This window comes from Gemmata palustris (genome assembly GCF_017939745.1).
Classification (GTDB): Bacteria; Planctomycetota; Planctomycetia; order Gemmatales; family Gemmataceae; genus Gemmata; species Gemmata palustris.
In genome coordinates this window covers 1927408-1949156 of the sequence record NZ_JAGKQQ010000001.1, presented here as the reverse complement: position 1 = coordinate 1949156, position 21749 = coordinate 1927408, and the positions used below count along the sequence as shown (strand labels likewise).

20 protein-coding genes and 2 pseudogenes are annotated in these 21749 nt (G+C 66.5%); 9 read left to right on the top strand and 13 right to left on the bottom strand.

Going from position 1 to position 21749, the window contains the following annotated elements:
• Positions 1-234 precede the first annotated feature (234 nt).
• Together J8F10_RS07760 and J8F10_RS39750 are read left to right on the top strand one after the other, a co-directional pair.
• Positions 235-1755, top strand: coding sequence for an HAD-IC family P-type ATPase (locus tag J8F10_RS07760; RefSeq protein WP_210653268.1), 1521 nt, complete (start codon positions 235-237; stop codon positions 1753-1755).
• Complete coding sequence (locus tag J8F10_RS39750; RefSeq protein ID WP_261363052.1) at positions 1752-2873, top strand: HAD-IC family P-type ATPase; 1122 nt, start codon at positions 1752-1754, stop codon at positions 2871-2873. Before J8F10_RS07760 ends, J8F10_RS39750 begins: the two co-directional genes overlap by 4 nt.
• Before the next feature lie 57 nt (positions 2874-2930).
• Here J8F10_RS39750 and J8F10_RS07750 read toward each other — a convergent pair whose 3' ends face one another.
• Complete coding sequence (locus J8F10_RS07750; RefSeq protein ID WP_210653267.1) at positions 2931-3080, bottom strand: hypothetical protein; 150 nt, start codon at positions 3078-3080, stop codon at positions 2931-2933.
• Positions 3081-3103: 23 nt separating this feature from the next.
• Positions 3104-3367 carry a hypothetical protein gene (locus tag J8F10_RS07745; protein WP_210653266.1) on the bottom strand — a complete coding sequence of 88 codons (264 nt, stop codon included), beginning with the start codon at positions 3365-3367 and terminating at the stop codon, positions 3104-3106.
• A gap of 472 nt (positions 3368-3839) precedes the next feature.
• Between J8F10_RS07745 and J8F10_RS07740 the strand changes: the two genes are divergently transcribed.
• Both J8F10_RS07740 and J8F10_RS07735 read left to right on the top strand, forming a co-directional pair.
• Complete coding sequence (locus J8F10_RS07740) at positions 3840-5153, top strand: two-component system sensor histidine kinase NtrB (RefSeq protein ID WP_210653265.1); 1314 nt, start codon at positions 3840-3842, stop codon at positions 5151-5153.
• A 22-nt stretch (positions 5154-5175) separates the two neighbouring features.
• Positions 5176-6591, top strand: coding sequence for a sigma-54-dependent transcriptional regulator (locus J8F10_RS07735; protein ID WP_210653264.1), 1416 nt, complete (start codon positions 5176-5178; stop codon positions 6589-6591).
• Positions 6592-6611: 20 nt separating this feature from the next.
• On the opposite strand, the gene J8F10_RS07730 is transcribed toward J8F10_RS07735, so the two are convergent.
• The 4 genes from J8F10_RS07730 to J8F10_RS07715 form a co-directional block, all read right to left on the bottom strand.
• Positions 6612-6812, bottom strand: a complete 201-nt coding sequence (locus tag J8F10_RS07730; protein WP_210653263.1) for a hypothetical protein — start codon at positions 6810-6812, stop codon at positions 6612-6614.
• Positions 6813-6904: 92 nt separating this feature from the next.
• Positions 6905-7297: a TraR/DksA family transcriptional regulator gene (locus tag J8F10_RS40295; RefSeq protein WP_210653262.1), complete on the bottom strand. Its 393-nt coding sequence runs from the start codon at positions 7295-7297 to the stop codon at positions 6905-6907.
• A gap of 351 nt (positions 7298-7648) precedes the next feature.
• Positions 7649-8128, bottom strand: a complete 480-nt coding sequence (locus J8F10_RS07720) for a universal stress protein (protein ID WP_210653261.1) — start codon at positions 8126-8128, stop codon at positions 7649-7651.
• A gap of 82 nt (positions 8129-8210) precedes the next feature.
• Entirely contained in the window at positions 8211-8657 is a 447-nt protein-coding gene (locus J8F10_RS07715) for a hypothetical protein (RefSeq protein ID WP_210653260.1), read from the bottom strand.
• Between the two features lie 477 nt (positions 8658-9134).
• Here J8F10_RS07715 and J8F10_RS07710 point away from each other — a divergent pair, with 477 nt between their 5' ends.
• Together J8F10_RS07710 and J8F10_RS39745 are read left to right on the top strand one after the other, a co-directional pair.
• Positions 9135-9350, top strand: coding sequence for a hypothetical protein (locus tag J8F10_RS07710; protein ID WP_210653259.1), 216 nt, complete (start codon positions 9135-9137; stop codon positions 9348-9350).
• A gap of 68 nt (positions 9351-9418) precedes the next feature.
• A complete protein-coding gene (locus tag J8F10_RS39745; RefSeq protein ID WP_261363051.1) occupies positions 9419-9547 on the top strand; it encodes a hypothetical protein in 129 nt (42 codons plus the stop codon).
• On the opposite strand, the pseudogene J8F10_RS41100 reads toward J8F10_RS39745, so the two are convergent.
• Positions 9543-9710: pseudogene (locus J8F10_RS41100) on the bottom strand (IS3 family transposase); the annotation flags it as partial. The gene J8F10_RS39745 and the pseudogene J8F10_RS41100 overlap by 5 nt on opposite strands.
• 157 nt (positions 9711-9867) lie before the next feature.
• On the opposite strand from J8F10_RS41100, the gene J8F10_RS07705 reads away from it, so the two are divergent.
• A protein-coding gene (locus J8F10_RS07705; protein ID WP_210661799.1) for a transposase occupies positions 9868-11375 on the top strand; the annotation gives its coding sequence in 2 pieces (ribosomal slippage) (positions 9868-10765 and positions 10765-11375; 1509 coding nt in all).
• On the opposite strand, the pseudogene J8F10_RS07700 reads toward J8F10_RS07705, so the two are convergent.
• From J8F10_RS07700 to J8F10_RS07680, 5 genes and pseudogenes are all read right to left on the bottom strand, one after another.
• A pseudogene (locus tag J8F10_RS07700) lies at positions 11370-11639 on the bottom strand (transposase); the annotation flags it as partial. The gene J8F10_RS07705 and the pseudogene J8F10_RS07700 overlap by 6 nt on opposite strands.
• Positions 11640-11745: 106 nt before the next feature.
• Positions 11746-12687, bottom strand: a complete 942-nt coding sequence (locus J8F10_RS07695; protein WP_210653257.1) for a DUF1559 family PulG-like putative transporter — start codon at positions 12685-12687, stop codon at positions 11746-11748.
• A gap of 68 nt (positions 12688-12755) precedes the next feature.
• Positions 12756-13574 carry a sugar phosphate isomerase/epimerase family protein gene (locus J8F10_RS07690; protein WP_210653256.1) on the bottom strand — a complete coding sequence of 273 codons (819 nt, stop codon included), beginning with the start codon at positions 13572-13574 and terminating at the stop codon, positions 12756-12758.
• Between the two features lie 3 nt (positions 13575-13577).
• Positions 13578-15038, bottom strand: a complete 1461-nt coding sequence (locus J8F10_RS07685) for a serine/threonine protein kinase (protein ID WP_210653255.1) — start codon at positions 15036-15038, stop codon at positions 13578-13580.
• A gap of 90 nt (positions 15039-15128) precedes the next feature.
• A complete protein-coding gene (locus J8F10_RS07680) occupies positions 15129-18518 on the bottom strand; it encodes a hypothetical protein (protein WP_210653254.1) in 3390 nt (1129 codons plus the stop codon).
• Between the two features lie 204 nt (positions 18519-18722).
• On the opposite strand from J8F10_RS07680, the gene J8F10_RS07675 reads away from it, so the two are divergent.
• Together J8F10_RS07675 and J8F10_RS07670 are read left to right on the top strand one after the other, a co-directional pair.
• Positions 18723-19736: a PAC2 family protein gene (locus J8F10_RS07675; protein WP_210653253.1), complete on the top strand. Its 1014-nt coding sequence runs from the start codon at positions 18723-18725 to the stop codon at positions 19734-19736.
• Between the two features lie 42 nt (positions 19737-19778).
• The gene (locus J8F10_RS07670; RefSeq protein ID WP_210653252.1) at positions 19779-20867 is read left to right on the top strand and encodes a carbohydrate-binding family 9-like protein; all 1089 of its coding nucleotides are present in this window, start codon (positions 19779-19781) and stop codon (positions 20865-20867) included.
• Positions 20868-21114: 247 nt separating this feature from the next.
• On the opposite strand, the gene J8F10_RS07665 is transcribed toward J8F10_RS07670, so the two are convergent.
• A complete protein-coding gene (locus J8F10_RS07665) occupies positions 21115-21663 on the bottom strand; it encodes a HEAT repeat domain-containing protein (protein ID WP_210653251.1) in 549 nt (182 codons plus the stop codon).
• Positions 21664-21749 lie beyond the last annotated feature (86 nt).

Here is a 21749-nt window from a genome sequence, read left to right as displayed (position 1 = left end):
AGAGCCCGTCGGCGTCGGTCACACCACAAGGGGCGGAACACCCACCCCACTATCGTGAATGAGGTCTAACCTGTACCTCGGCTTTGAACTGAACGATCAAGTTGGGGGTAATTGAAAGCCGGTCTCGAGACGCCTTACGGGGTCGGGCTCACAAGCTTCAACCGGGTGCTTTCCGTAAGTCTATGGGGCATGAGCTGCGGGGAGCCGCCCGCCACACCGATCGAGGGTGAATCCGTGCCACCGTTGCCGACACCCGTTCTACCCAAGCGGCTCCCGCACGAACCGCACCCGGTCGCGACGGCCCACCACGTCTCGCCACTGCTCGTCGAGGCATCTGCTGCCGACCCCGACGCGGTGTTACAACGGTTCGGCACCTCGGCGGCGGGGCTGTCGGACGAGGAAGCCGGGCGGCGGTTGCGGGAGAACGGCCCGAACGTCGTGGCCCGCGACGAGCGCCACCCACGCATCCGCCTGCTCCGCAAGGCACTCGTCAACCCGCTCGTCATCCTGCTGGTCGTGCTGTCCGCCTCGTCGTTCCTCACCGGCGACCTCCGCGCCGGGTGCGCCATCCTCCTGATGGTGCTCCTCGGGGTCGTGGTGCGGTTCGTCCAGGAGGCCCGCGCCGACTCTGCCGCCGCCCGACTCCGGGCGATGATCAGCGTTCACGCGACCGTTCGCCGCGGCGGGCAGGCGCGCGAGGTGCCGATCGCGGATCTGGTGCGGGGGGACGTGGTCGAACTCGCCGCCGGAGATATGATCCCGGCCGACATCCGGCTGCTCGTGTGCAAAGACCTGTTCGTCACCCAGGGCAGTTTGACCGGGGAGTCGTTCCCGGTGGAGAAGTTCGGCGCGCGGGAGGACACCGCCGGCCGGTCGCCGCTCGAACGGACCAACGTCTGCTACTTGGGCACCAGTGTCGAGAGCGGGGCGGCGGCCGCCGTCGTCGTGGCCACCGGGCTGACGACCTGCCTCGGGAGCATCTCCGCCGCCCTGGTCGAGCAGCCGCCGCCGACCAGCTTCGACCGCGGGATGACCCGGTTCACGTGGCTGATGATCTACTTCATCTTCGCCATGGTCCCGACGGTTTTCCTCGTCAACGGGCTGACGAAGGGGGACTGGGCCGGGGCGTTCTTCTTCGCGATGGCGGTCGCGGTCGGGATGACCCCGGAGATGCTCCCGATGATCGTCGCCGTCTGCCTGTCCAAGGGCGCGATCGGGATGTCCCGCAAGCGGGTAATCGTCAAGCGGCTGAACGCGATCCAGAACCTGGGGGCAATGGACGTCTTGTGTACGGACAAGACCGGCACCCTGACCCAGGACCGGATCGTCCTGGAGAAGCACTGCGACGTGACCCTGAAAGAGGACGACGAGGTGCTGCTCCTCGCGTACCTCAACAGCCACTTCCAAACCGGGCTGAAGAACCTGATGGACCGGGCGATACTGTCGCACGCCGAGGTCCACGCGCACCCGTCGTTCGCGGACTACGCCAAGGTCGATGAGATCCCGTTCGACTTCTCCCACCGGATGATGTCGGTCGTGGTCAAACGGCCCGGGGGCGGGCACCGGCTGATCTGCAAGGGCGCGCCGGAGGCGCTCTACGAGCGGTGCGCGAACTTTGAACTCGACGGGGAGATTCGGCCCGTCAGCCCGATGTTCCGGGCGGACCTCAAAGAGGAATTCGACCGGCTCAGTGCCGACGGGTTCCGCGTGCTCGCGGTCGCGTACCGCGACTTCGGCGCCCGGCCGTCCTATTGAAAAAAGAGGACGAGCGGGACCTGACGCTGCGCGGGTACGTGGCGTTTCTCGACCCGCCCAAGGACACGGCCCGCGCCGCGATCGCCGCGCTCCGGACGGGCGGGGTCGCCGTCAAGGTGCTGACCGGGGACAACGAGCTCGTCAGCCGGAAGATCTGCCGGGAGGTGGGCATCGCCACGGACGCGGTCTTGGTGGGCGGTCAGGTCGAGGGGATGTCCGACGCGGAACTGGCGGCGGCGGCGGACAAGACGACGCTGTTCGCCCGACTGTCTCCGGCCCACAAGCGGCGGGTGATCCGGTGCTTGCAAGGGGCCGGGCATGTCGTCGGGTTCCTGGGCGACGGGATCAACGACGCCCCGGCGCTGCGGGCCGCCGCCGTCGGCGTCTCGGTGGATACCGCGACCGACATCGCCAAGGAGTCGGCGGACGTGATCCTGCTGGAGAAGGACCTGCTGGTGCTGGAAGAGGGGGTGCGGCAGGGGCGGAAGGTGTTCGCGAACATCCTGAAGTACGTCCGGATGGGGGCGAGTTCGAACTTCGGGAACATGTTCAGTGTCCTCGGCGCGAGCGCGTTCCTGCCGTTCGTGCCGATGCTCCCGATCCAGATCCTGGCCAACAACCTGTTGTACGACTTGTCCCAGGTGGCGATCCCGACCGACGACGTGGACCCGGAGCAGGTGGCCGAACCGCGGCCGTGGTCCATCGCCCAGATCACCCGGTACATCCTGTTCATCGGGCCGTGCAGCTCGGTCTTCGACTACGTCACGTTCTTCGTCATGCTGTACGTCTTCGGGTGCTGGGCTCCGGCCAACGCGTCGGTGTTCCAGACCGCGTGGTTCGTCGAGTCCCTGCTGACACAGACCCTGGTCATCCACGTCATCCGCACGAACCGCATTCCGTTCTTCCAGAGTCGGGCGAGTCGGCCACTGATCGCGACCACGGGCGCGGTAATGCTCGTCGGGGCGTCGCTGCCGTTCTCCCCGGTCGGTCCACTGCTCGGGTTCGCCCCACTGCCGGTGCTGTACTGGCCGATCCTCGCACTGATCCTCTTCGGGTACGTCCTGCTCACGCAGGTCGTAAAGATGTGGCTGGTGCGGAAGTGCGGGGTGACCGGGTAACGGGAAGGCGTTACTCGAGTCGTGACGGGTTCCCTTCCCGTCCGACGTGACGTCCGCTCACGGCACTTCGGTCGGTGGGTCGACGTGCTCGGACCCGAAGGTGATGATGAGCGGTCTCGGCCCGCCGTCCTTGGGCGTGAGCCGGGCGAGCAGCTCATTGGGCGGGGTCTCGCCCTCGTACACGATGGTCAGACCCGTGCGCCGCACCGGGGAGCCGACCTCCGACTCGGTTAGATTGGGACGTTCGTATTGGGCGATGGGTCTTCGACTTCGATCTGGTTCGCGACCACCGGCACGCTGCACCGGCGGCGCAGTTCGTACAGTGCGAGCTGCTTGCCGTAATAGGTCCGCGCCGACCCGCAGATGACAATGCCCCGCGGCACGACCTTGAACCACAGTTCGCGCAGGTGGTTACGGTGGTCGTGACAAATCTCGGCCGCCCACTCTCGGAGCCCGCGCCCCGAATCGTTGTCACACGCGAGCGCAGCGCTCATTGTCACGTCCCGCCGTTTTGTGCCCCGACGAATTTTGTTTGGCTCAAAGCAACACTCGTGCCGGGGTGCGCCGGCACAACTCCGCTGTGATTACCCTAAGCTGGCACGGCGGGTGTGACCGAACCGCACACTCCGAGGAACACCGGGTGTGTCGGGGCGGCACACCCGGCCCCGTGACCGCCACCGTCTGAAGGCGCGCGGAGTCCGAAACCTCGGTACAACCGCGTCCCCCGGGCGCACAAACGGCTGGCACCCGGATTGCGATGGCCCCCAGCGACCACCAACTCCGGGAGCCCACGATGCAAACCTTGGTTCAAGCCTCGATCATGCTCGGCTTCGGCGCCGTGTTGCTCACGTTCCTCGTCGCGTTCACGCACATCTTGCTCCGCAAGGCGCCCCCGCGCTAGGCGCCCGCGCCCGGAGTTTGGAAGCTCCCCGTTGTTGACACGCGCGCGCGGATCGGGAACCATCTATGAATTGCACCGTCATTCGGTCCGACAACGCGGGGCGCAGGAGCGCTGTGATCGCACGTATTTCCCTCGACCAACTGGCCGAGATCCTCGACATCACCGAAGACGGGGTCGTGACCGCCGACGTGCGGCACGAGATCGTCCTGTTCAACCGCGGCGCGGCCAAACTGTTCGGGTACGAGCCGGAAGAGGTGCTCGGGCGCCCGCTCGAGCTCCTGCTCCCCGAGCGGTTCCGGCACCCGCACCCGGGGCAGGTCGAGGAGTTCGCCCGCGCCCCGGCCCCGGCCCGGTTGATGGGCGAGCGCCGGGAAGTGTTCGGCAAGCGCAGGGACGGGTCCGAGTTCCCGGCCGAGATCTCGATCTCGAAGTTCGGCACCGGCCCGGAAATGCTCTTCACGGCCATTGTCCGCGACGTGACCGAGCGCAAGCGGTTCGAGGCGGCCCAACGGGAACTGGAGCACCTCCGCTCCCAGGCCGAGCTCGCCGAGGCGCGCGCCCGGGCGGACGAGCGGCTCCGGGAAACGGCCAGCCAGCGCGAACAGGCATTAACCGAGCTCCAGACCCGGACCGAAGAGCTGCGCGCCACCACGCAGCAGTTGTGGCAGGCGGCCAAGCTCGCCGGGGTCGGGGAACTGGCCGCGAGCATCGCCCACGAGCTGAACAACCCCCTGGGCACGGTGAGCCTGCGCATCGAGGGGCTGATCGCCAAAACGCTCCCGGAAGACCCCCGGCGCAAGCCCCTGGAGATCGTCGGGGGCGAGGTCGAGCGCATGGCCGGGCTGGTCGCCAACCTGCTCCAGTTCAGTCGCGCCGGGCGCGAGCAGGTGTCTACTGTGGACGTCTGCGAAGAGGTCACCAAAACGGTCGAGCTGATCGGGCACCACTTGCGGAAGCACGGCGTCCGGGTGCTGCCGGAGTTCGACCGCAAGGTCACCACGATCCACGCGGACCGCCAGCACTTGCGCCAAGTGTTCCTGAACCTGTTCACCAACGCGGTCGACGCGATGCCCGGGGGCGGGACGCTCGTGCCGCGCGTGCGCCCCGGGCACCTGCCCGGTGGGGCGCCGGCGGTGGTGATCGAGGTGACGGACTCGGGCGTGGGGATTCCCGCCGAGCTCCAGGACCGGGTGTTCGAGCCGTTCTTCACCACCAAAGAGGACGGCAAGGGGACCGGGCTCGGGCTGGCCATCTGCCGGCGCATCGTGCACCAGCACAACGGCACGCTCGAGGTCGAGAGCCGGGTGAACGCGGGGACCACGATCCGCGTCACGCTGCCGGTCCGCCCGGACACGAACGTCGCGCGCCTGCGCGACTGACGCTCCCGCCGTAAACGCACCGATGAGTGAAGCGCCTATGACCGGTACCGACGACAAGAAGCCGCGCGGCCGCGTGCTCGTGGTGGACGACGAAGTGGAGCTGATGCGCGCCCTGTGCGAGTCGCTCACCGACGAGGGGTTCGAGGTCCGGGGGCTCTCGGACCCGGCGCTCGTGCCGGACGCGCTGCGGGCCGGCGAGTTCGACCTGCTCCTGTCGGACCTGATGATGCCGGGGACCGACGGGATCCAGCTCCTGCGCCGGGGCCTGGAGATCGACCCGCACCTCGTGGGGGTCATCATGACCGGGCAGGGCACGATCCAGACCGCGGTCGAGGCGATGAAGGCCGGGGCGTTCGACTACGTCCTGAAACCGTTCCGGCTCCAACAGGTGATGCCCGTTCTGGACCGGGCGCTGGAGGTGCGCCGGCTACGGGTCGAGAACGTCCGGCTCCGGCACTTCGTCCAGCGCCTCACGTTCGAGTCCGAGCGCTACCGCATCGTGGGCCAGAGCCCGGCCGTGCGGAAGATCGTCCAGATGATCGAGAAGGTGGCCCCGACGAACGCGGGGGTGCTCGTGCGCGGGCCGAGCGGGACCGGTAAGGAGCTGATCGCCCGGGCGCTCCACGGCAACAGCGCCCGGCGCGACAAGCCGCTCGTCACCGTGAACTGCGCCACGCTGCAAGAGAGCCTGCTCGAGAGCGAGCTGTTCGGCCACGAGAGGGGCGCGTTCACCGGGGCCGACCGCGCCAAGCCGGGCCTCTTCGAGGTCGCCGAGGGCGGCACGCTGTTCGTCGACGAAGTGGCCGAGATGGGACCGGCGCTCCAGGCGAAGCTGCTCCGCGTACTGGAAGACGGGCACTACCGGCGCGTCGGGAGCACCCAGGAGAAGCGCGCCGACGTGCGCGTGGTCGCGGCCACCAACAAACCGCTGGAAGCCGAGCAAGCGGCCGGGCGCTTCCGCGAGGATCTGTTCTTCCGGCTGAACGTGATTTCCATCACCCTGCCGGCGCTAAAGGACCGGCGCGAGGACATTCCCGAACTCATCGCCCACTTCCTGCACACGCGGCAAGTGGGGCGCGGGCTCATGACCGTCGACCCGCCCGCCCGCGCCGCGCTGTGCGCCCACGACTGGCCCGGGAACATCCGCGAACTCGCGAACGTTCTGGAGCGCGCCCAGATTCTCGCCGAAGGAACCACGATCACGCCCGACGACCTGCCCGAAACTGTACTGGCGGGCGGCACATCGGGACCGGGGGTCGAGCCCCCGATCCGCGCCACCAGCCCCGACGACCTCGATCGCGTGGAGCAGCACCACGTCGCGGACGTGCTCCGGCGCCACGGCGGGAACAAGGTCCAGGCGGCCAAGGCGCTCGGGGTGAGCCGCCGAACGCTGTACCGCCTCATCGACAAGCACCGGCTCGCCGCGGAGGGCCCGTAGGCGCCCTGCGGCACACGGTTCTACGCATACGTCGGGGCGGCGTGGGTCGATTCGGGTGCGAGAGCCGGCGCGGGAACGTGTACCGGCGCGGCCTCGCGCTCCCGACACACCCACCACGCGAGCGTCGCGCCGATCACAGATGCGACGCTCAACCAGCCGATCGCGCACATCGCGGAGATGGCGATGATCTCGGAGGCGTCGAGTCCCGTTGGCATGGTCATGTGTCTTCTCCCGCCACCAATCGGGTGATGCGGAACCGGCCCGTTGGTGGCGCGCGGGCGGTTCCGGTCAAAATTCGTTCGTGTGAAGTAGTTCAGCCCGCGGACCGGTAATCCGCCCCGCGTGCGCACCGGATGCACGTGCGGGCGTAAGGCACGGCGTCGAGCCGCGCTTTGGCGATCGCGTGGCCGCACCGGGCACAAACCCCGAACGTGCCCGCGTCGATCCGCTCGAGGGCCGAGGTCGCCTCGGCCAGAATGTGCTCTTCGGGAACGAGGAGCGTGCGCGCCACATCTTCTTCGGTTTCGCGCGTGGCGCGGTCGGCCTCGTGTGCCGGCATGTCGTCGACTCCCCGCTCCGCCCCCGTCGGCCCGCGTAACCCCTCGGCTTCGAGTCGCGCGACGCCGTCTGACAGGCGCGCGACCAGATCGCGCAATGTCTGCTGGTACGTTTGCAGCGCAGGCGCGGTCAAGTGTGCGTGGGTCACGACGGCCCCTCGTAGGTGTGCGTTCCGCATTTTGATCGGGAGTAAAGCAACGCCCATGCCGGAGCGGTCGAGGTGGGCAGAACCTCACTAAAACGCTGTAAAAGCAGGGATATGCAGGGCGACAGCGCCTCGGAAGGCAGCGCACGTGTGCGGGGGCGTCACAACCGCGTGCCCGTTCCGCACGCGCGCGCCACAAGCGATTTTTGGCCGAACCAGAGCGGGTGGTCTGCGAATGTTTCGCCGGGCGAAATACCCGGTCGAGGTGACGAGAGGTTCGGCGATGATGTGCTAAAAAACGAAGGCTTCGCAGTGCGAAGCCTTCGGGGTGCAAACGTTCCGAAGCGGCGCGTATCAAACCGACGCGATTTCCTGTACCTCTCGGATCGCTGAGGGTGCCAGTGCGTGGCGGAACGGCCCGCGCACGGTGAGCACAGGGCACGGGGCCTTCCGCATCACACTCTCGGCCACGCTCCCCACGAGTAAGCGCACCAGTCCACTCGTTCCGTGAGTGCCCATCACGATCACGTCCGCACTCGCGTCCGTCGCGAGTTTGAGGATCTGCTCCGCCGGATCACCTTCGGGCAACCGGTGCTCGACACACACACCGCGCCCAATCCCAACTTTCACCAGACGCGCCCGCGCTTCGTGCGGTTCCTCGACCGGTACCGCCACGCCCATCCCGTTAGCTGCGAAGGCGTGCCCGGGCGCGAGGACGTGAGCCACGATCAGCGTCGCTTTGTAGTCGCGGGCCAACGCACAAGCCAACTCGAACGCCGACTCCGCCGAAGCGGAAAAGTCCGTGGGGAACAGAATCGTTCGGATGGGAAGCATGTGGTACTCCGAAAGAGGTGGTACGGGCGCGAGTGGCGGTGGGAGTTCGCCCACAACCCGTGTGAGAACCGGTGCCCGTTGGTTACTTGTTTGCGAAGGTCGTGGGTGCGGGGGCGGCACTGATGCGCTCTTCCCGCAGGTGCTGGTGGCACCGCACACAAGTGAGCGTGAGGTCCACGTAGGCCAGGGCCGCGGCGTCGGTGTTCTTGTCCTTCGCGGCTTTCTTGAGGCCCTCGGACCGGCGCAGGAATTCGTTACTGTACAGCAGGTACTTGTCGGTCTCGTTGATCTTCCAAGTGGAGTCCTTGACGCACTCGATCAGCCCATCGGCCCCGACATCGATCTTCTTGAAGTCGTTGGTCGCCAGCCCCTCCAATACCCTCTGCGCGTGCGCCAGCTTCCGCTGCATCACGGTCGGCTTTTTCGATTCGTCTTTGGGTTTCGGCGGATCAACAGCGCGCCCGGTTCCGCCGATCATCACGGCGGCCGCGACACCGACCCACACTGCGGAGCGAACTGATGACTTCATCGGGCTCTCCAAAATTGGGGCGCTGCACCGAACTGGAGGAAGCTTCCCGTAGGCAGTGGCGAGCGCTACAGGTGGAAAAGCAACTCGGGGGCCAAGACGAACGCGACCGAGAATCTGAGAAACAATCGGTGGCACTGAGGTGTTACAAACGGTGCGGTTTCGGCCCGGCGCGAGTACCTGAAAGTACCGGCGCGCCGCCCCGTCGTTCGCAATTCGCCGCGATTTCCGTGCCGCGGGTGTGTCGCGAATCCGGCGCGCCAAGTCCCCCGCCACGACGTTGGGGGCGCCGTGCATGTGCGAACGCGGCACACCCGCGGCGGAAGTGTACCAAACCCGCTCACCTCGAAATACGTGCCGGGCACCCGCGGCGAACCCCAGACCGGTCATGTTCATCGGGGTGCCACACCGGGAACCGCGGCCAGTTTTTTGACGCAGTCATTTCCACCATCACACGACTAGCAGAAACGAACCCTGAGTTTGCGAGATGTCGGAACCGGTGTACCTCCCCCGTCCCCGATCACGGCCCGCCGAACGCCGTGGCGCTGGTTCTCGCGTTCGCGCTCCTCGCGGAAGGCGTTCGTCGCGCGGAACTCGGACGTGTGGCTGCACCTCGCGACCGGGCGGCTGGTGGCTCACGGCGACTACCACTTCGGCGCGGACCCGTTCGCGTACACAATCGCTGACAAATACTAGTGGGTCAACCGGTCTGGATTGACGGGCCGCCTGTGATCTGATTTCCTGGCAGTCCGAGGAGGCCCGTCATGGAACGGAAGGCGAAGTTCGTGGTGCGGTTAGACGAAGCGGAGCGCGGGCGGTTGCAGGAGATAGTGGGTCGGGGAAAGGGCTCCAAAACGATCCGCAACCGCGCGGGCGAACACGGGCCGGGGTAGCCGGACACGAAGATCGCCGGGGCCTTCGGGGTAGGCGTGCGGACCGTCGAGCGCACGCGCCCAGCACCGGACACATCTGCGCGATCGGTCACTCGCCCTTGCGTTCCTCGATCCAGGCGAAGATCAGTTCGGCTGGCTGGCGAAGAACGCCGTCGCTTTTTTTCTAGGCCGGCAATCGCGACTGGATCGGCAGCGGTTGATCCAATAGGCTTTGGGTCGTCCCAGGAGGATGACCCGTGAAGACCGCAAAGACGGCCGGGCCGACGATCACCCACGACCTGACACCCGAGCGGACCGACTGCCCGCACTGCGTGCGGCCGATGACCGCCGACTACGCCAACCGCCGGACCCTCCACACCTTGGCCGGCGTCACCCGCCTCAACCTCACCATCCGACGTTGCCACAACACCGCGTGCGTCGCCCACAAGCGGCCCTACCGGCCCGAGGTCGAGGGGTCATTCGCGTTGCCACGGCACGAGTTCGGGTTCGATGTTGTTGCCCTCGTTGGCCGCCTCCGGTACGCCGAACACCGCTCTGTTCCCGAGATCCACACCCACCTCGTCGGACGCCAGGTGTCGGTGTCCGAGCGGACCGTCACCAACCTGCTCGACCGGTACGACGAGTTGTTCGCCACGACCCTGGCCGACGACCGCCGACTGAACAAGGTACTCACCGCACAGAAGAGGGTGATCCTGGCCCTCGACGGGCTGCAACCCGATGTCGGGCACGAGGTGCTGTGGGTCATCCGGGACGTGCTCAGCGGCGAGATCCTTCTCGCGAAGAGCCTGTTGTCGGCCCGGAACCAGGACCTCGCCGACCTGCTGTTGGCCGTGAAGGCGAGTTGCCCGGTCCCGGTTGCGGGCGTGGTGTCCGACGGCCAGCACTCGATCCGCAAGGCGGTCGCAAAGGCGTTCCCCGGTGTGCCCCATCAGTTGTGCCAGTTCCACTTCCTGCGTGAGGCCGCGCGGCCCATTTACGAGGCCGACCGGCACGCCAAGGTGGGGCTCAAGAAGAAGGTCCGCGGGGTGCGCGCGATCGAACGCAAGGTCGAGGGGCGAACGGACCCCGAAGCGGACGTGGTGCGCGGGTACTGCTCGGCCGTGCGGAGCGCCCTGACCGACGACGGGCGCCCGCCCCTGGAGGCGTCGGGGCTCAAGCTCCACGCCCGGCTGTGCGCGGTCGTGTTGAGCCTCGGGAGGGCGGAGACCGAAGGGGGCTGCCGACCGAGCTGAGCCGTCTGCGGGCGCTACTGCGGGACGGGTTGCGTGTGGCCGGCGGGGCGTTCGCGCCATTGTACCTGGCGTTCGGGTGGGTGCATCGGGCCGCCCACGTCCTGGGCCAGGTCGAACTCGGCGGTGCGTCCGTCCGGGCGCAGTTGAGCGGGTTGCTCGGGGCGATGACGCGGCACCGGGAGTCGGTCGGCGCCCTGGGTGCGGCCGTGGATCACTTCGTGAAGGTGAGCCGGAGCTACTGGCCCGGGCTGTTCGCCTGTTACGACACGCCGGGCCTGCCGCGCACCAATAACGACCTGGAGCGAGCGTTCGGGAGTCACCGGTACCACGAGCGACGGGCGACGGGCCGTAAGGGCGCCAGTCCGTCGCTCGTGCTGCGGGGCGCGGCCAAGCTGATCGCCGGGTTGGCGACGCGGTCACGTGAAGTGACGGCGGCGGACCTGGCCGCCGCGGATCGGGCCGCGTGGAAGCGGTTGCGGGCCGAGTTGGAAACGCGGCGCGAGCGCCGGGTCGAGCGGAGACGCTTCCGACGCAATCCCGAGAGCTACCTGAAAGCCCTGGAAAACAAGCTCATCCAGTCACGTCTGCCGACCTAGTTTTTTTAGGATGTCGCGCTCCGCCTGCAGTCGCTTCACTTCCACCCGCAGCTTGCGGTTCTCCTCTTCGAGCGGTGTTAAGTGCCCCGATCCGGGGAACGCGTTGGCCCCGTCCTTGGCGAGGGCCTTCTTCCAGGTGTGCAACAGGTTCTCGCCGACCCCCAACCGGCGGGCCGCCCGGGGGACCGACAGCTTCTGCTCGGTCACCATCTTCACGGCGGACAGCTTGAACTCGGCGGTGCATGTCTTCCGCTTACCTGCCATCGGTGTATCTCCTGGTGATCCGAGTTTACACCGCTTTCCCGCTGTCTACCATTCGTGGGGAACTTCAATCTTAAGCAGTTGGGCTGTCCGTCAAATCGTCAGCACCTCAGTTCTCGCCGGCCGCGCGCGTGCAGAGTGCGGCGAACGTCGCGAGGCTCAGTTCCTCGCGGAGGAACTGGACGTGCCCGTCTGCGAACAGGAAGTTCCCGCCGCCCGTGTGGAACGAGTACGGTTCGTTGTCGTTTCGTTTGTTCATCACCGACGCGCAGTTCACCCCGCACCCCTCGGCCGATCCGTCGGCCGCCGACCCGTCGAAACTGAACGGCCCTTCGTTGTCCGCCCAACCGATACCCTGGTCGTTGGTCACCCCCGTGTTCGGCACGCGCCCGCGGTACACGAGCGGGCGCCCGGCCGCTTCCACGACCATGATGGTCGATGACGTTCCGTCGCTGATGGCCGTCATTGCGTTCTTCGAGTCCCGGTGCATGACCGAGAACCGGTTGTCGGCAGTGTAAAGCGGGGCGGAGAAGTGCGGGTTGATGCTCCCGTGTTGGACCCCTTGGATCGCCTCGTAGTCGGTTGGCGCCAGGGGTTGGGTGAACGTTAGCGCCGGGCGCCCGGGGGCCGGGGACGGTTTTGCCGGGGCCGCGGTGATCGGCGTTCGCGAACCGGTGCTGGGGCACTCGTACATCGGAACCCGGTAACCGGCCGCGGACAGGTTCGGGCCTTCCCACCAGTGGAAGTTCAGATCGAACACCTTTCGCAAGTTGTCTTGCTCGACATACGGGAGGATGGCGGTGCGCCACGAGTGCCACTTCCCGGCCGGGTTCCCGGCCCCGGCCTTCGTCCACCCGGACGCGGGGAAGAATTGGTAGCTGTCGTGGTACCCGTGGATCGCGAGTCCCATTTGCTTGAGGTTGTTCTGGCACTTCATGCGGGCCGCGGCCTCGCGCACCTTCTGAACCGCGGGGAGCAGCAGTCCAATGAGGACGGCAACAATCGCGATCACCACCAGTAACTCGATCAGCGTAAACCCGCGGCGAAACATGGTATCCCTCGTGTGGTGAGAAAACGACCGTTTCGTTGGAGGTAGTCGGCAAACGTGATTGTGACTCGTTACTTCAGGAGCCGCCGTAAGGCGGTCATGCCGAGTTCGGTGACCTGCGTGGCTTTCAGCGCCCATAGCACCGGGTTCATCAGTTCCAGGGAGACGGCACCGGTGTACCCGATCTGCGTGAGCCTTTGCACGAGCGGTTCGAGGCGGAAGTCCCCTTCGCCCGGCATCACGCGGTCGCTGTCCGTCATGAGCTCGCGGGGCACCCCGGCCACGTCACACACCTGAACGTGAAACAGGTTCCGTGCGGTCAGGCGCTGCAGGTCTTCGGGCTTGCTCGGTCCCTTGTAGTAGTGGAACACGTCCAAACACACGCCGACGTTCGGCTCGCCACATTGCTCGACGAGCGTAAGCGCCGTGTCGAGGCACGAACAGAACGTCTCGGTTCCCCGGAACTCGAGCGCGAGCCGCACCCCGAACCCGGCGGCCCACTGTGCGGCCTGCGTGAGCGACACCAGCGCGCGACCGAGTAACTGAGGGTCCAGCGCGTGGCCGGTCGCCGGGCCGAAATCCGTAACGAGCAGAAGGGTCGGGATCGCGAACTGCTGACAGAGTTCGAGCCGGCGCTTGAAGTGGTCGAAATGGACCTTGCGCTGTTCGCCCTGCGACAGAAGCAGTCCGCCCTGGCTCGCGGCGGCGACGAGGGTGATTCCGCGGTCCGCGAGCGCGATGCGCGTGTCCGCGGGTGAGACGGCTTCGAGGTGCTTTTCCAGCTTCGTTAGCCACACTTCAATGGCCGTGCATCCGCCGGCCGGGTAGTTCGCCACGTCGTCCGCGAACGACCCGGGGAGCGTTGTCACTTGCGAGATACAGGGAATCATGCGTTAGCTTTGGGGTTTCTCGCGGGGCTGCTTCGCCTTGGGCTTCTCTTTTTCCTTGTCTTTCTTCTCGACCGGATCGGGGCTCGAATCGAAACTGATGTACCCGCCCACCCACGCGGCGAGCGTGCCGAACGCCGTCAGGTGCAGGCACAGCCCGAGCACGATCAACAGCCTCGAGCGATTCTTGTCCTTGCTGGACAATTTTCTCCGGCGCGTTTGCCCCGAATCGGCCGCGGACGCAGCTTGGGCCTCGGCGAAGGCGTCCGGGTTCACGCCCCAGCCGTCCGGTTCCGGGGGGGCGACCGGCACCGCCACGGGCATCGCGACTTCGCGCACGACCGGAATGGAGGTCACCGACGAAACCGGTACGGCCATCGGCACCGCGGGTGGCGGTGGAGGGGGAAGAATGCCCGCGCGACAAAAGGGAGCCAGCGCGTCTTGTGCTTCCTGAGCAGTCTGAGGCCGATCTTCGGGTCGCTTCGCAATCATGCGCATGACGAACGCGGCAAACTCGGAAGGAACGTCGGGTCGCAGTCGCTCGAGCGGGGTGGGCTCCGCGGAGCGAATCTTGTCCGCGAGTTCGCTCAACGTTTCGGCGGTGTGCGGGGGCCGACCTGCGAGTAACAGGTAAAGTGACGCGCCCAAGCCGTAAAGGTCACTACGCGCGTCGTAAATGTTCTCGTCCAAGCTCTCCGGTGGGAGGTACGCCAGGACATCGGGGACCGGCAAGTTTTGCGTACCCAGCGCGTGGGCCGGGATCAGTCCCGTTTCGGCGAGTTTCGCGGTCGCGTTGTGCGCGGGCCGGCGCTTCGTCGTTCCGTCGGGGTAGGCTTTCGCCGTGAGCGGGCCGACGATCACCAGTCCGGGTCGGACCTCGCCGTGCCAACCGCCGCGCTCGTGGATCGTGCCCAGCGCCGCGGCGACCGCCCAGCCGTATTCGGCCGCGAGGAACCCCGGCATGGCCCCGCCGATTTCGATCAAGAGCGAACCGAGATCCGCCGCATCGCTGGGCTGTTCCAGCACGGCATACGCTTCCCCGCGGTACTCTCCTGCATCAAGGAGCGGGAGCAGGTTCGCGTGTGGGAGCATCCCAAAGGCGCGCGCGCGTTTGATGACGCCCGATGTCGAAGTGTTTTGCCCGAACGCACTCGTGTTCAATCGCCGCAGGACGACCGGGGTGCGGAGCGACGGGTGAAGGGCACGGTATGCGGTTCCCCCCGGGCACGGGCCGATCTCATCGACCACCGGGTAATTGGCGAAACTCAGATCCTGGCCGCGCCCCTCGCGGATCGCGTCGGCCTGGAACCGCGTGAGTACGCCCTTTTCCAGTAAGTACGAGCACAGCGCGGTGAGGTCGGTTTGTGGGGCGTCCGGCTGACGAATGAGCTGCTCCACCTGATCGGGGAACAGCACGCGGTTCGCCTTGGCGTGATCGAAGAAGCCGGCAATCGAATCGGAGGGCATCGGGTGACCCAGGGAAGGGCAGCGCAGGCAGGTGTCGTCTATTCTAGCGTGCGGAACCGGGTTCGGGGGACAGATTGGGCAAGAACCGCGTCACCAGCGGGCGACCCATTCGGCCCAGGTCACCCGGCGCGCGAGCGCACCCGCGCCCCGTTCGGGGCCGGGTTCGGCCGTGCGCTCGTGAGCGTCGAACCGTGTGACCGCGGCCATGTCGAGGAGCCCCCGGAGCGCGAACGTGGACACGGCGCGCTGCGGTTCCGTCAGTTTGTCGGCCCAGCCCATGTGCGGGATGCTCGCTTCGATCGTGCCGCCGATGTTCTCGAACGCGATCACGAACGGGTCACGGCCCAGCGCGGGTGCTCGTAGTTCGACTTCCGCCCGTTGGCACCCGAACCGTACCGCGCCCACCTCGACGGCAATTTCGCCCCAATCCTTGTTACCGGCCAAAAGGGGCAGGAGTTCGCGCTCGATGAACCGGTGAACGCCCTCGGCCGCGTGTTGCAGTTCGTGGTGCAGACGGGCCGCCTTCGCCCGATCACCCGCGTCCAGGGCGTGTCGCGTCTTGCGATGTAATTTGGGCACGGTCCCGGAGTGGAAACCGGGCCGCAGGAGCCCGCGCATCGACTCGCCGTGCGAACCGAGCATCACCGGCTTGAGATCGGGCGACCGGTTCGCGCGGTACAACCGCCAGTTCTCCTTCAATTCCCACGCGACGAACCCGAACACACCGGGGCACCCGTTAATGATGACCGTGGCGGGCACCCACCCGATTATCTCTGCGAGCGCCGGTAGCGTCGGCCACACGACCTTGTGACCGACCGTGACGACCGGGAAGTGTTTGACCGGGTTCACCTGCGGTTCCAGCAGCAAATAGAACGCGAATCGTGTCACGTAGGCGATCGGGAACCAGATCAACCCGAGGAGCGCTTTCAGGGCGAGCGACCCTTGCGAATCGCCACCGCGGAACCGCATCCACTCGTCTACAGCGTAGAGCTGTCGTTCGACCCAGTTCGCCAGAGTGCGGAACACGTCGATGATCGTGCCGATCAAGCCGGGCACGAGGTTGGAACGGACGAGGCGCCACCAATCCGACAATGCCTCCGCGATGCGGTCCTGAAACATCCATCCGAACGGCGTGTTGTAAAACACCGTCAGCGTCACAAACAGGATCCAACCCCACCATAACAGGAACCGTGGGCTCAAGCCGAGTACGAAAAAGACCCCCACCAAAATGAGGCTCAGGAGCAGCGGGCTGAAAAAGTGGCGATACAGGAACCGGGCGGTCCCGCTGAGTCGGATCGCGCGCAACGACCGCGACCGCCAGACCGCGTGCGGCAGATCCCAAACGACCCCCCGCACGGCCCACCATACCAATCCCACGCCCGCGAGCACGGCCCGCCGGAACGGGGGGGCGTGGAACATCAGTAGGAGGAAGATGCCTAGCCCCAGGATCGCGGGCCAAGTGATGAGATCCGTGCCGTGACCGTGGGGCACCACCTCGTGGAATTCGAGTGTGTTCTCATCGAACTCCCACACCGCCCCCTTTTTCGGTGCGGACGACGTGAACACGTTAGTCACGAGTTCGACGCGGTCTTCGACGTTCTTCGTGACGAACTCGAGTGTATCGGGGTCGAAGTCGGTCGGGGTCGCCACCTCGTCTTCAAAGAATTCGAGCGTGTCTTCGTCGAAATCCCATTCCCACTGTGCTGCTGGCGCCGTTCCGCCGTTAGGCACAGGTACCATCGTACCTGGGGTGGCCTGAGCCTTTGGCTTCGACTCGAACGACCGGCTCACCAACCCGACTACATTCCCGCCGATGTGCCGCAACTCTTCGGCGAACATCAGTGCGAAGAACGCGCCGCCGAACGGCAGGAGCAGGTACAGCGTGAGCGCCCGGCCCCACGGGGTGCCGAAGAAGATCGAGCTGAACCGCTGGATCATTCGGAGGTAGATTTCGCCGCGCCGGTACACACCGTCGAGCGCATAAGCGAGGTTCCGGTCCGCGCGCAACAGTGGGTCGCCGGTCAGGAACTCGCCGACCCCTGCGAGATCGGGGAGTTTGAGCCGGTTTCGTGCGACCGCGTCGCGCAGGTCGCCGATGCGCAGAAACCCGCGATCGCACACGCGGTCGAGCAACTCCGCAACGAGCTTGTCGCGTGCGACTTCTTCGACCCGGTTGGCGGGCACCACCCCCGCGTCCGTGATCGCGCGCACAATGATCGGCTCGAATTCGTAGCGGATCGCGTGCTCGCGCCGGTGGACCTCGTGGTGCATCAGGCGGTCGAGGCGCAGTTGCTCCTGTTCGTCCAACCCGGCGCGGAGCAGTTGTTTGTGTGCCTTGTTGAGCGCCATCAACAGCATGACCGGACGCGCGTGCGGTAAGTGTCGGCGCACCGGGCGCCGACCGAGCGTGCGGATCGCTTCCGGTAGGTCCACGGCGTACACTTCGCGCGCGAGGTCCGCCGGGATGCGCTGCAGTTCGTACAAACAGCGCGCGGCGCGCGGCCAGATGCCCGCCGCCGCGAGCGGGAGGAGCGGCCCGAGTGCCTGTCGCCACTCTTGGCGTGTTTCGTGGTCCCACCCCAATACGTCGCCGAGTCGGTCCACCAGTTGTCCGAGTGCGGCGATGGCACCCGCTACGGCCCGTTCGCAGTTCTCGCCCTGTCCGATCTCGGCCGCTTGCGTGCGGAGTACCGCCGCGCGGACGAGGTTCCCCTTCTGTTCGGCTTCGAGCGCCTTCTGGAGTTTCCCGCTCGTATCGCCCCGCGCCGCAGCGCCCGGAGCAGGCGTTCGAGGCGCGCACGGGGCGCACCAGCGCTCGTCCGGGGGCGGATCGCGTTCCGGGTCCGCTGCGCCCGCCGGGCGCGACGCGGTGGCGAGTTCCGCGAGGGTGATTCCGTCCGACAGCAGATCCCGGACGGCGTGGCCGTGGGGCAGGGCGGGGAAGAACTCCTCCGCCGCGTGGGTCGTGAAGTGGTCGAGGTCCAAGTACACGGCTGAGAACACGCGGTAACGGTCCACGTCGTTCGCTTCCGGTGCGGCGAAGTGCTCGTTCTCCAGAACGTAGCGGATCTCGCGCGCCGCGCCCGGACCGAAGGCACTCAGGCGTGCGGAACACGTTTCCGGGCTCAATTTCCCCGACGCGAGTTGCTGATCGATCGCGCGCATCACGGCCGCGCGGAACAACACGCGCCAGTAGACACGCAGTTGTTCTTCCCGCGGTTTGCTATCGATCAGCCGGTCGTTCGGGTCGGTCACGAGCAGCAGGCGCGGCTCCGTTCCCTCCAACACGGCGCGCGGCAGCACGTCCGCGGCGACGAGGTCGGTTCGACTGAACCAGTGCGGCAAATCCGCGCGGGTGGGCAGCGCGCGCCCGCGGTCGGCCAGGAAGTTCAGCACCTGGCGCAAGTGCCGCTCGGACACGAGCCTCAGGGCCGGTTCGACGGCGCGGAGAATCGGTTCGATGCTCGAATCGTGCGACAACGCCGGCTCCTACGGTAATCGAATGCGCCTACCGACGATCATCCGGGAACCCGGGCGCCGGTCAAGCCTCTGCCCCCGAAGTTCGGGCACAAGTGCCCGCGCGCGGCCGTCAAACGCTGAGCGGTCACGCACCAGTGGCCGCGGGGCGTATGATTCAAGTGAGGCGCTCGTGATTCACGGCGCCCGGAACCGGAGCGGCTCGCCATGCCCGACATCCCGAAGTTGACGCACCCGTGGTTCGTGGCCGTTTGGCCCGGGATGGGGCACGTGGCCCTGAACGCGGGCGTTTATCTGCTCGCGAAACTCGGCATGACCGCCGTGGCCGAGTTCGAGTCCGGTGAACTGTTCGACGTGACCCAGGTAGAAGTAAAGGACGGGGTGATCCAACCCGCTCGCCGGCCGCGGAACCGCTTTTTCGTGTGGACCGACCCGGACAAGCGGCACGACCTCGTTGTTTTTCTCGGCGAAGCCCAGCCCCCGGTGGGCAAGTTCCCGTTCTGCCGGCAAGTGATCGAGTACGCGCGCGAACTGGGCGTCGAGCGGGTGATTACGTTCGCGGCGATGGCGACGGACATGCGCCCCGAGCACCCGTCGCGCGTGTTCGGCGCGGCCACCGACGAGGACGGCGTGGCGGAACTGCGGCGGCTCGATGTGACCATTCTCGAAGAGGGGCACATCGGGGGGCTGAACGGCGTGCTGCTCGGGGCCGCGGCCGCGAGCGGGCTCCGCGGGAACTGCTTCCTCGGGGAGATGCCGCAGGTGTTCGCTCAGGTTCCGTTCCCAAAAGCGTCGCTCGCGATCCTCGAAGCGTTCACGATGCTGACGGGCGTGGAACTCGATCTCGATGAACTCGCGGAGCAGGCCCGGGCCGTTGAGGAGCAATTGGGCGAACTGCTCGCCCGCGTCGAGGACCAGTACGAGCGCCCGAGCGAGGAGGGCGAAGGGGAAGCGGACGAGGACGAGGGGGGCGAGGATTTTTCGGGCGACGAGGAGGAAGCCGAGAGCGAGAGCGGCCCCGCACACGAGGGGATCGGGTACCGGTACGAGGGGCCGGACGAGCCCGTTTCGCAGACCTCCGTGCAGCGGATCGAGGAACTGTTTTCGCGCGCCGCGACCGACCGCACCAAGGCGTTCGAGCTGAAACGCGAACTCGACCGGCTCGGGCTGTTCAAACGGTACGAGGACCGGTTCCTCGACTTGTTCAAGCACACCGACTAAATCTGAAGGCAAGAACCGTCCTCCTCGCACGGGACTCTTGCTATGCTTCGCTCGCTCGCGGCCGTTATTGCGGTCGGCTCCGTTATTGGGCTCGCGCTGGTGCCACACGCCACCGGTGCGGCACCAGCCGAACCCGACGTACTCTCCCCGTTCCCGCACCCCAAGGGCTACGTTTGCTACCGCGCCGCCGGGCCGGTTGCGATTGATGGCGACCTCAAGGACGCGGCCTGGGACGCGGTCCCGTGGACGGACACGTTCGCAGACATCGAGGGCGACAAGCAACCCAAGCCGCGGTTCCGCACGCGGGTGAAGATGCTCTGGGACGATGAGGCGCTGTACATCGCGGCGGAACTCGAAGAGCCGGACGTGTGGGCCACGCTCAAGGAGCACGATTCGGTCATCTTCGCTGATAACGATTTCGAGGTCTTTCTCGACCCCGATGGCGACAACCACCTCTACGGCGAACTCGAACTGAACGCGCTGAACACCACCTGGGACCTGCTCCTCACGAAGCCGTACAAGGACGGCGGAAACGCCGTGAATGCCTGGGAAATCACGGGCCTGAAGACCGCTGTGAAGGTGAACGGCACGCTGAACGACCCGCGCGACAAGGACACCGGCTGGACGATCGAAATCAAGTGGCCCTGGAAGGGGCTCAAGGAGCTCAGTGGGAGGCCGATGCCGCCGAAGGACGGCGACCAGTGGCGCATCAATTTCTCGCGCGTGGAATGGGACACGGAACTCGTCGGGGGCAAAACGCAGAAAGTGAAAGGCAAGCCCGAACACAACTGGGTCTGGTCCCCGCAGGGGTTGATCGACATGCACCGGCCGGAGCGCTGGGGGTTCCTCCAGTTCAGCACGGCCAAGCCGGGCGAGGCGAAATTCAAGCCCGATGTGGACTGGGACATTCGTGACACGCTCCACCGCTGCTACTACGCCCAGCGCGCGTACCACAAGAAGAACGGCAAGTACACGCCGACCGTGGCGGACCTCGGGTTGAAGGACTTGCCCGGTCGCGTACAAGCACAAACGACGCGGACGGGCTTCGAGGTGTCGTGGATGGACCGCGACACGAACCCGCAGAAGCCGATCTACACCATTACTCACGACGCGCGCATTCGCAAGGAATGACCGTCTTTTCCTGGGACCGCGGACGCCCCGTCCGCAGTGGTCACGAGCCGCGACCGCAAGGGAGCGAGAGGTACCGCACGTCCGCTGCGGCTCGGTGCGATAGACGGGAGTCGCGGTTCCGCTCCCTCGCGGTCGCGGCTCGTTGCGATGGTCCTGAAAGGTGGCCTGTCGCAGTGGTTCGCAGAGTAACACCGCGCCGTATGGCACGGAGAGCAGCGGACCGGACGTCCGCGGTCCCGGGGGTAGCTCACGCACCTTTGCTCGAATCGGGCGCGGTGTTTTCTTGCGCTCGGATGGACTCGCGGATCGCGGCGAGAATCTCCTCCCCGCGCGTTTGGGTCCACGGATCGGGATCTTGCAGCGCGAGCGCCAGTGCGGGAATCGCAGCGCGCCCGTAGGAGATCAAAGCACGAAAGGCCGCGGCCCGAGTCTCGGGTGAGCCGAACTTCATCACCAGAAGTAGTGGCCGAACCGCGTCGAGGTCTTTCAATTCTCCGAGCACATCGGCGGCCGGTACTGCTACCTTTGGGTCGGCGTATTCGAGTGCCCGAATCAGCACGGTCGTTGCACTTGGCCCCTGGCGCCGGAGCGCGTTGAGTGCCGCGTCGCGGACCTCGGGCATCATGTCTTTGAGCAGAACAAACAGTTCGTCGCAGGCCCACGGTTCTGTGATCCCGCCGAGGTGATCGGCCACTTGTTGGCGCACATTGGGGTCGGAATCGCGGACTCGCGCAGCAATGGCTCGTTGCGAGATGTGACCTTCAGCACCCAGGACGCGCTTGAACCATTTCAGCATGGGCGGGCCTTGCCTGAAGTTGTCCGTGAAGCTCACCCAAGCGGGAACTCTCCCAACCTATGTGGAGGAAGGGAGAGGCCGAAACG

What these genes read in the sequence shown, in the direction of transcription:
- J8F10_RS07715 (WP_210653260.1), bottom strand. Translation starts at nt 8,657, where the DNA reads ATGAAGTCATCAGTTCGCTCCGCAGTGTGGGTCGGTGTCGCGGCCGCC.
- J8F10_RS07735 (WP_210653264.1), top strand. Translation starts at nt 5,176, where the DNA reads ATGAGTGAAGCGCCTATGACCGGTACCGACGACAAGAAGCCGCGCGGC.
- J8F10_RS07670 (WP_210653252.1), top strand. Translation starts at nt 19,779, where the DNA reads ATGCTTCGCTCGCTCGCGGCCGTTATTGCGGTCGGCTCCGTTATTGGG.
- J8F10_RS07695 (WP_210653257.1), bottom strand. Translation starts at nt 12,687, where the DNA reads ATGTTTCGCCGCGGGTTTACGCTGATCGAGTTACTGGTGGTGATCGCG.
- J8F10_RS07665 (WP_210653251.1), bottom strand. Translation starts at nt 21,663, where the DNA reads ATGCTGAAATGGTTCAAGCGCGTCCTGGGTGCTGAAGGTCACATCTCG.
- J8F10_RS07740 (WP_210653265.1), top strand. Translation starts at nt 3,840, where the DNA reads ATGAATTGCACCGTCATTCGGTCCGACAACGCGGGGCGCAGGAGCGCT.
- J8F10_RS07690 (WP_210653256.1), bottom strand. Translation starts at nt 13,574, where the DNA reads ATGATTCCCTGTATCTCGCAAGTGACAACGCTCCCCGGGTCGTTCGCG.
- J8F10_RS07685 (WP_210653255.1), bottom strand. Translation starts at nt 15,038, where the DNA reads ATGCCCTCCGATTCGATTGCCGGCTTCTTCGATCACGCCAAGGCGAAC.
- J8F10_RS07745 (WP_210653266.1), bottom strand. Translation starts at nt 3,367, where the DNA reads ATGAGCGCTGCGCTCGCGTGTGACAACGATTCGGGGCGCGGGCTCCGA.
- J8F10_RS07675 (WP_210653253.1), top strand. Translation starts at nt 18,723, where the DNA reads ATGCCCGACATCCCGAAGTTGACGCACCCGTGGTTCGTGGCCGTTTGG.
- J8F10_RS07730 (WP_210653263.1), bottom strand. Translation starts at nt 6,812, where the DNA reads ATGACCATGCCAACGGGACTCGACGCCTCCGAGATCATCGCCATCTCC.
- J8F10_RS39745 (WP_261363051.1), top strand. Translation starts at nt 9,419, where the DNA reads ATGGAACGGAAGGCGAAGTTCGTGGTGCGGTTAGACGAAGCGGAGCGC.
- J8F10_RS07720 (WP_210653261.1), bottom strand. Translation starts at nt 8,128, where the DNA reads ATGCTTCCCATCCGAACGATTCTGTTCCCCACGGACTTTTCCGCTTCG.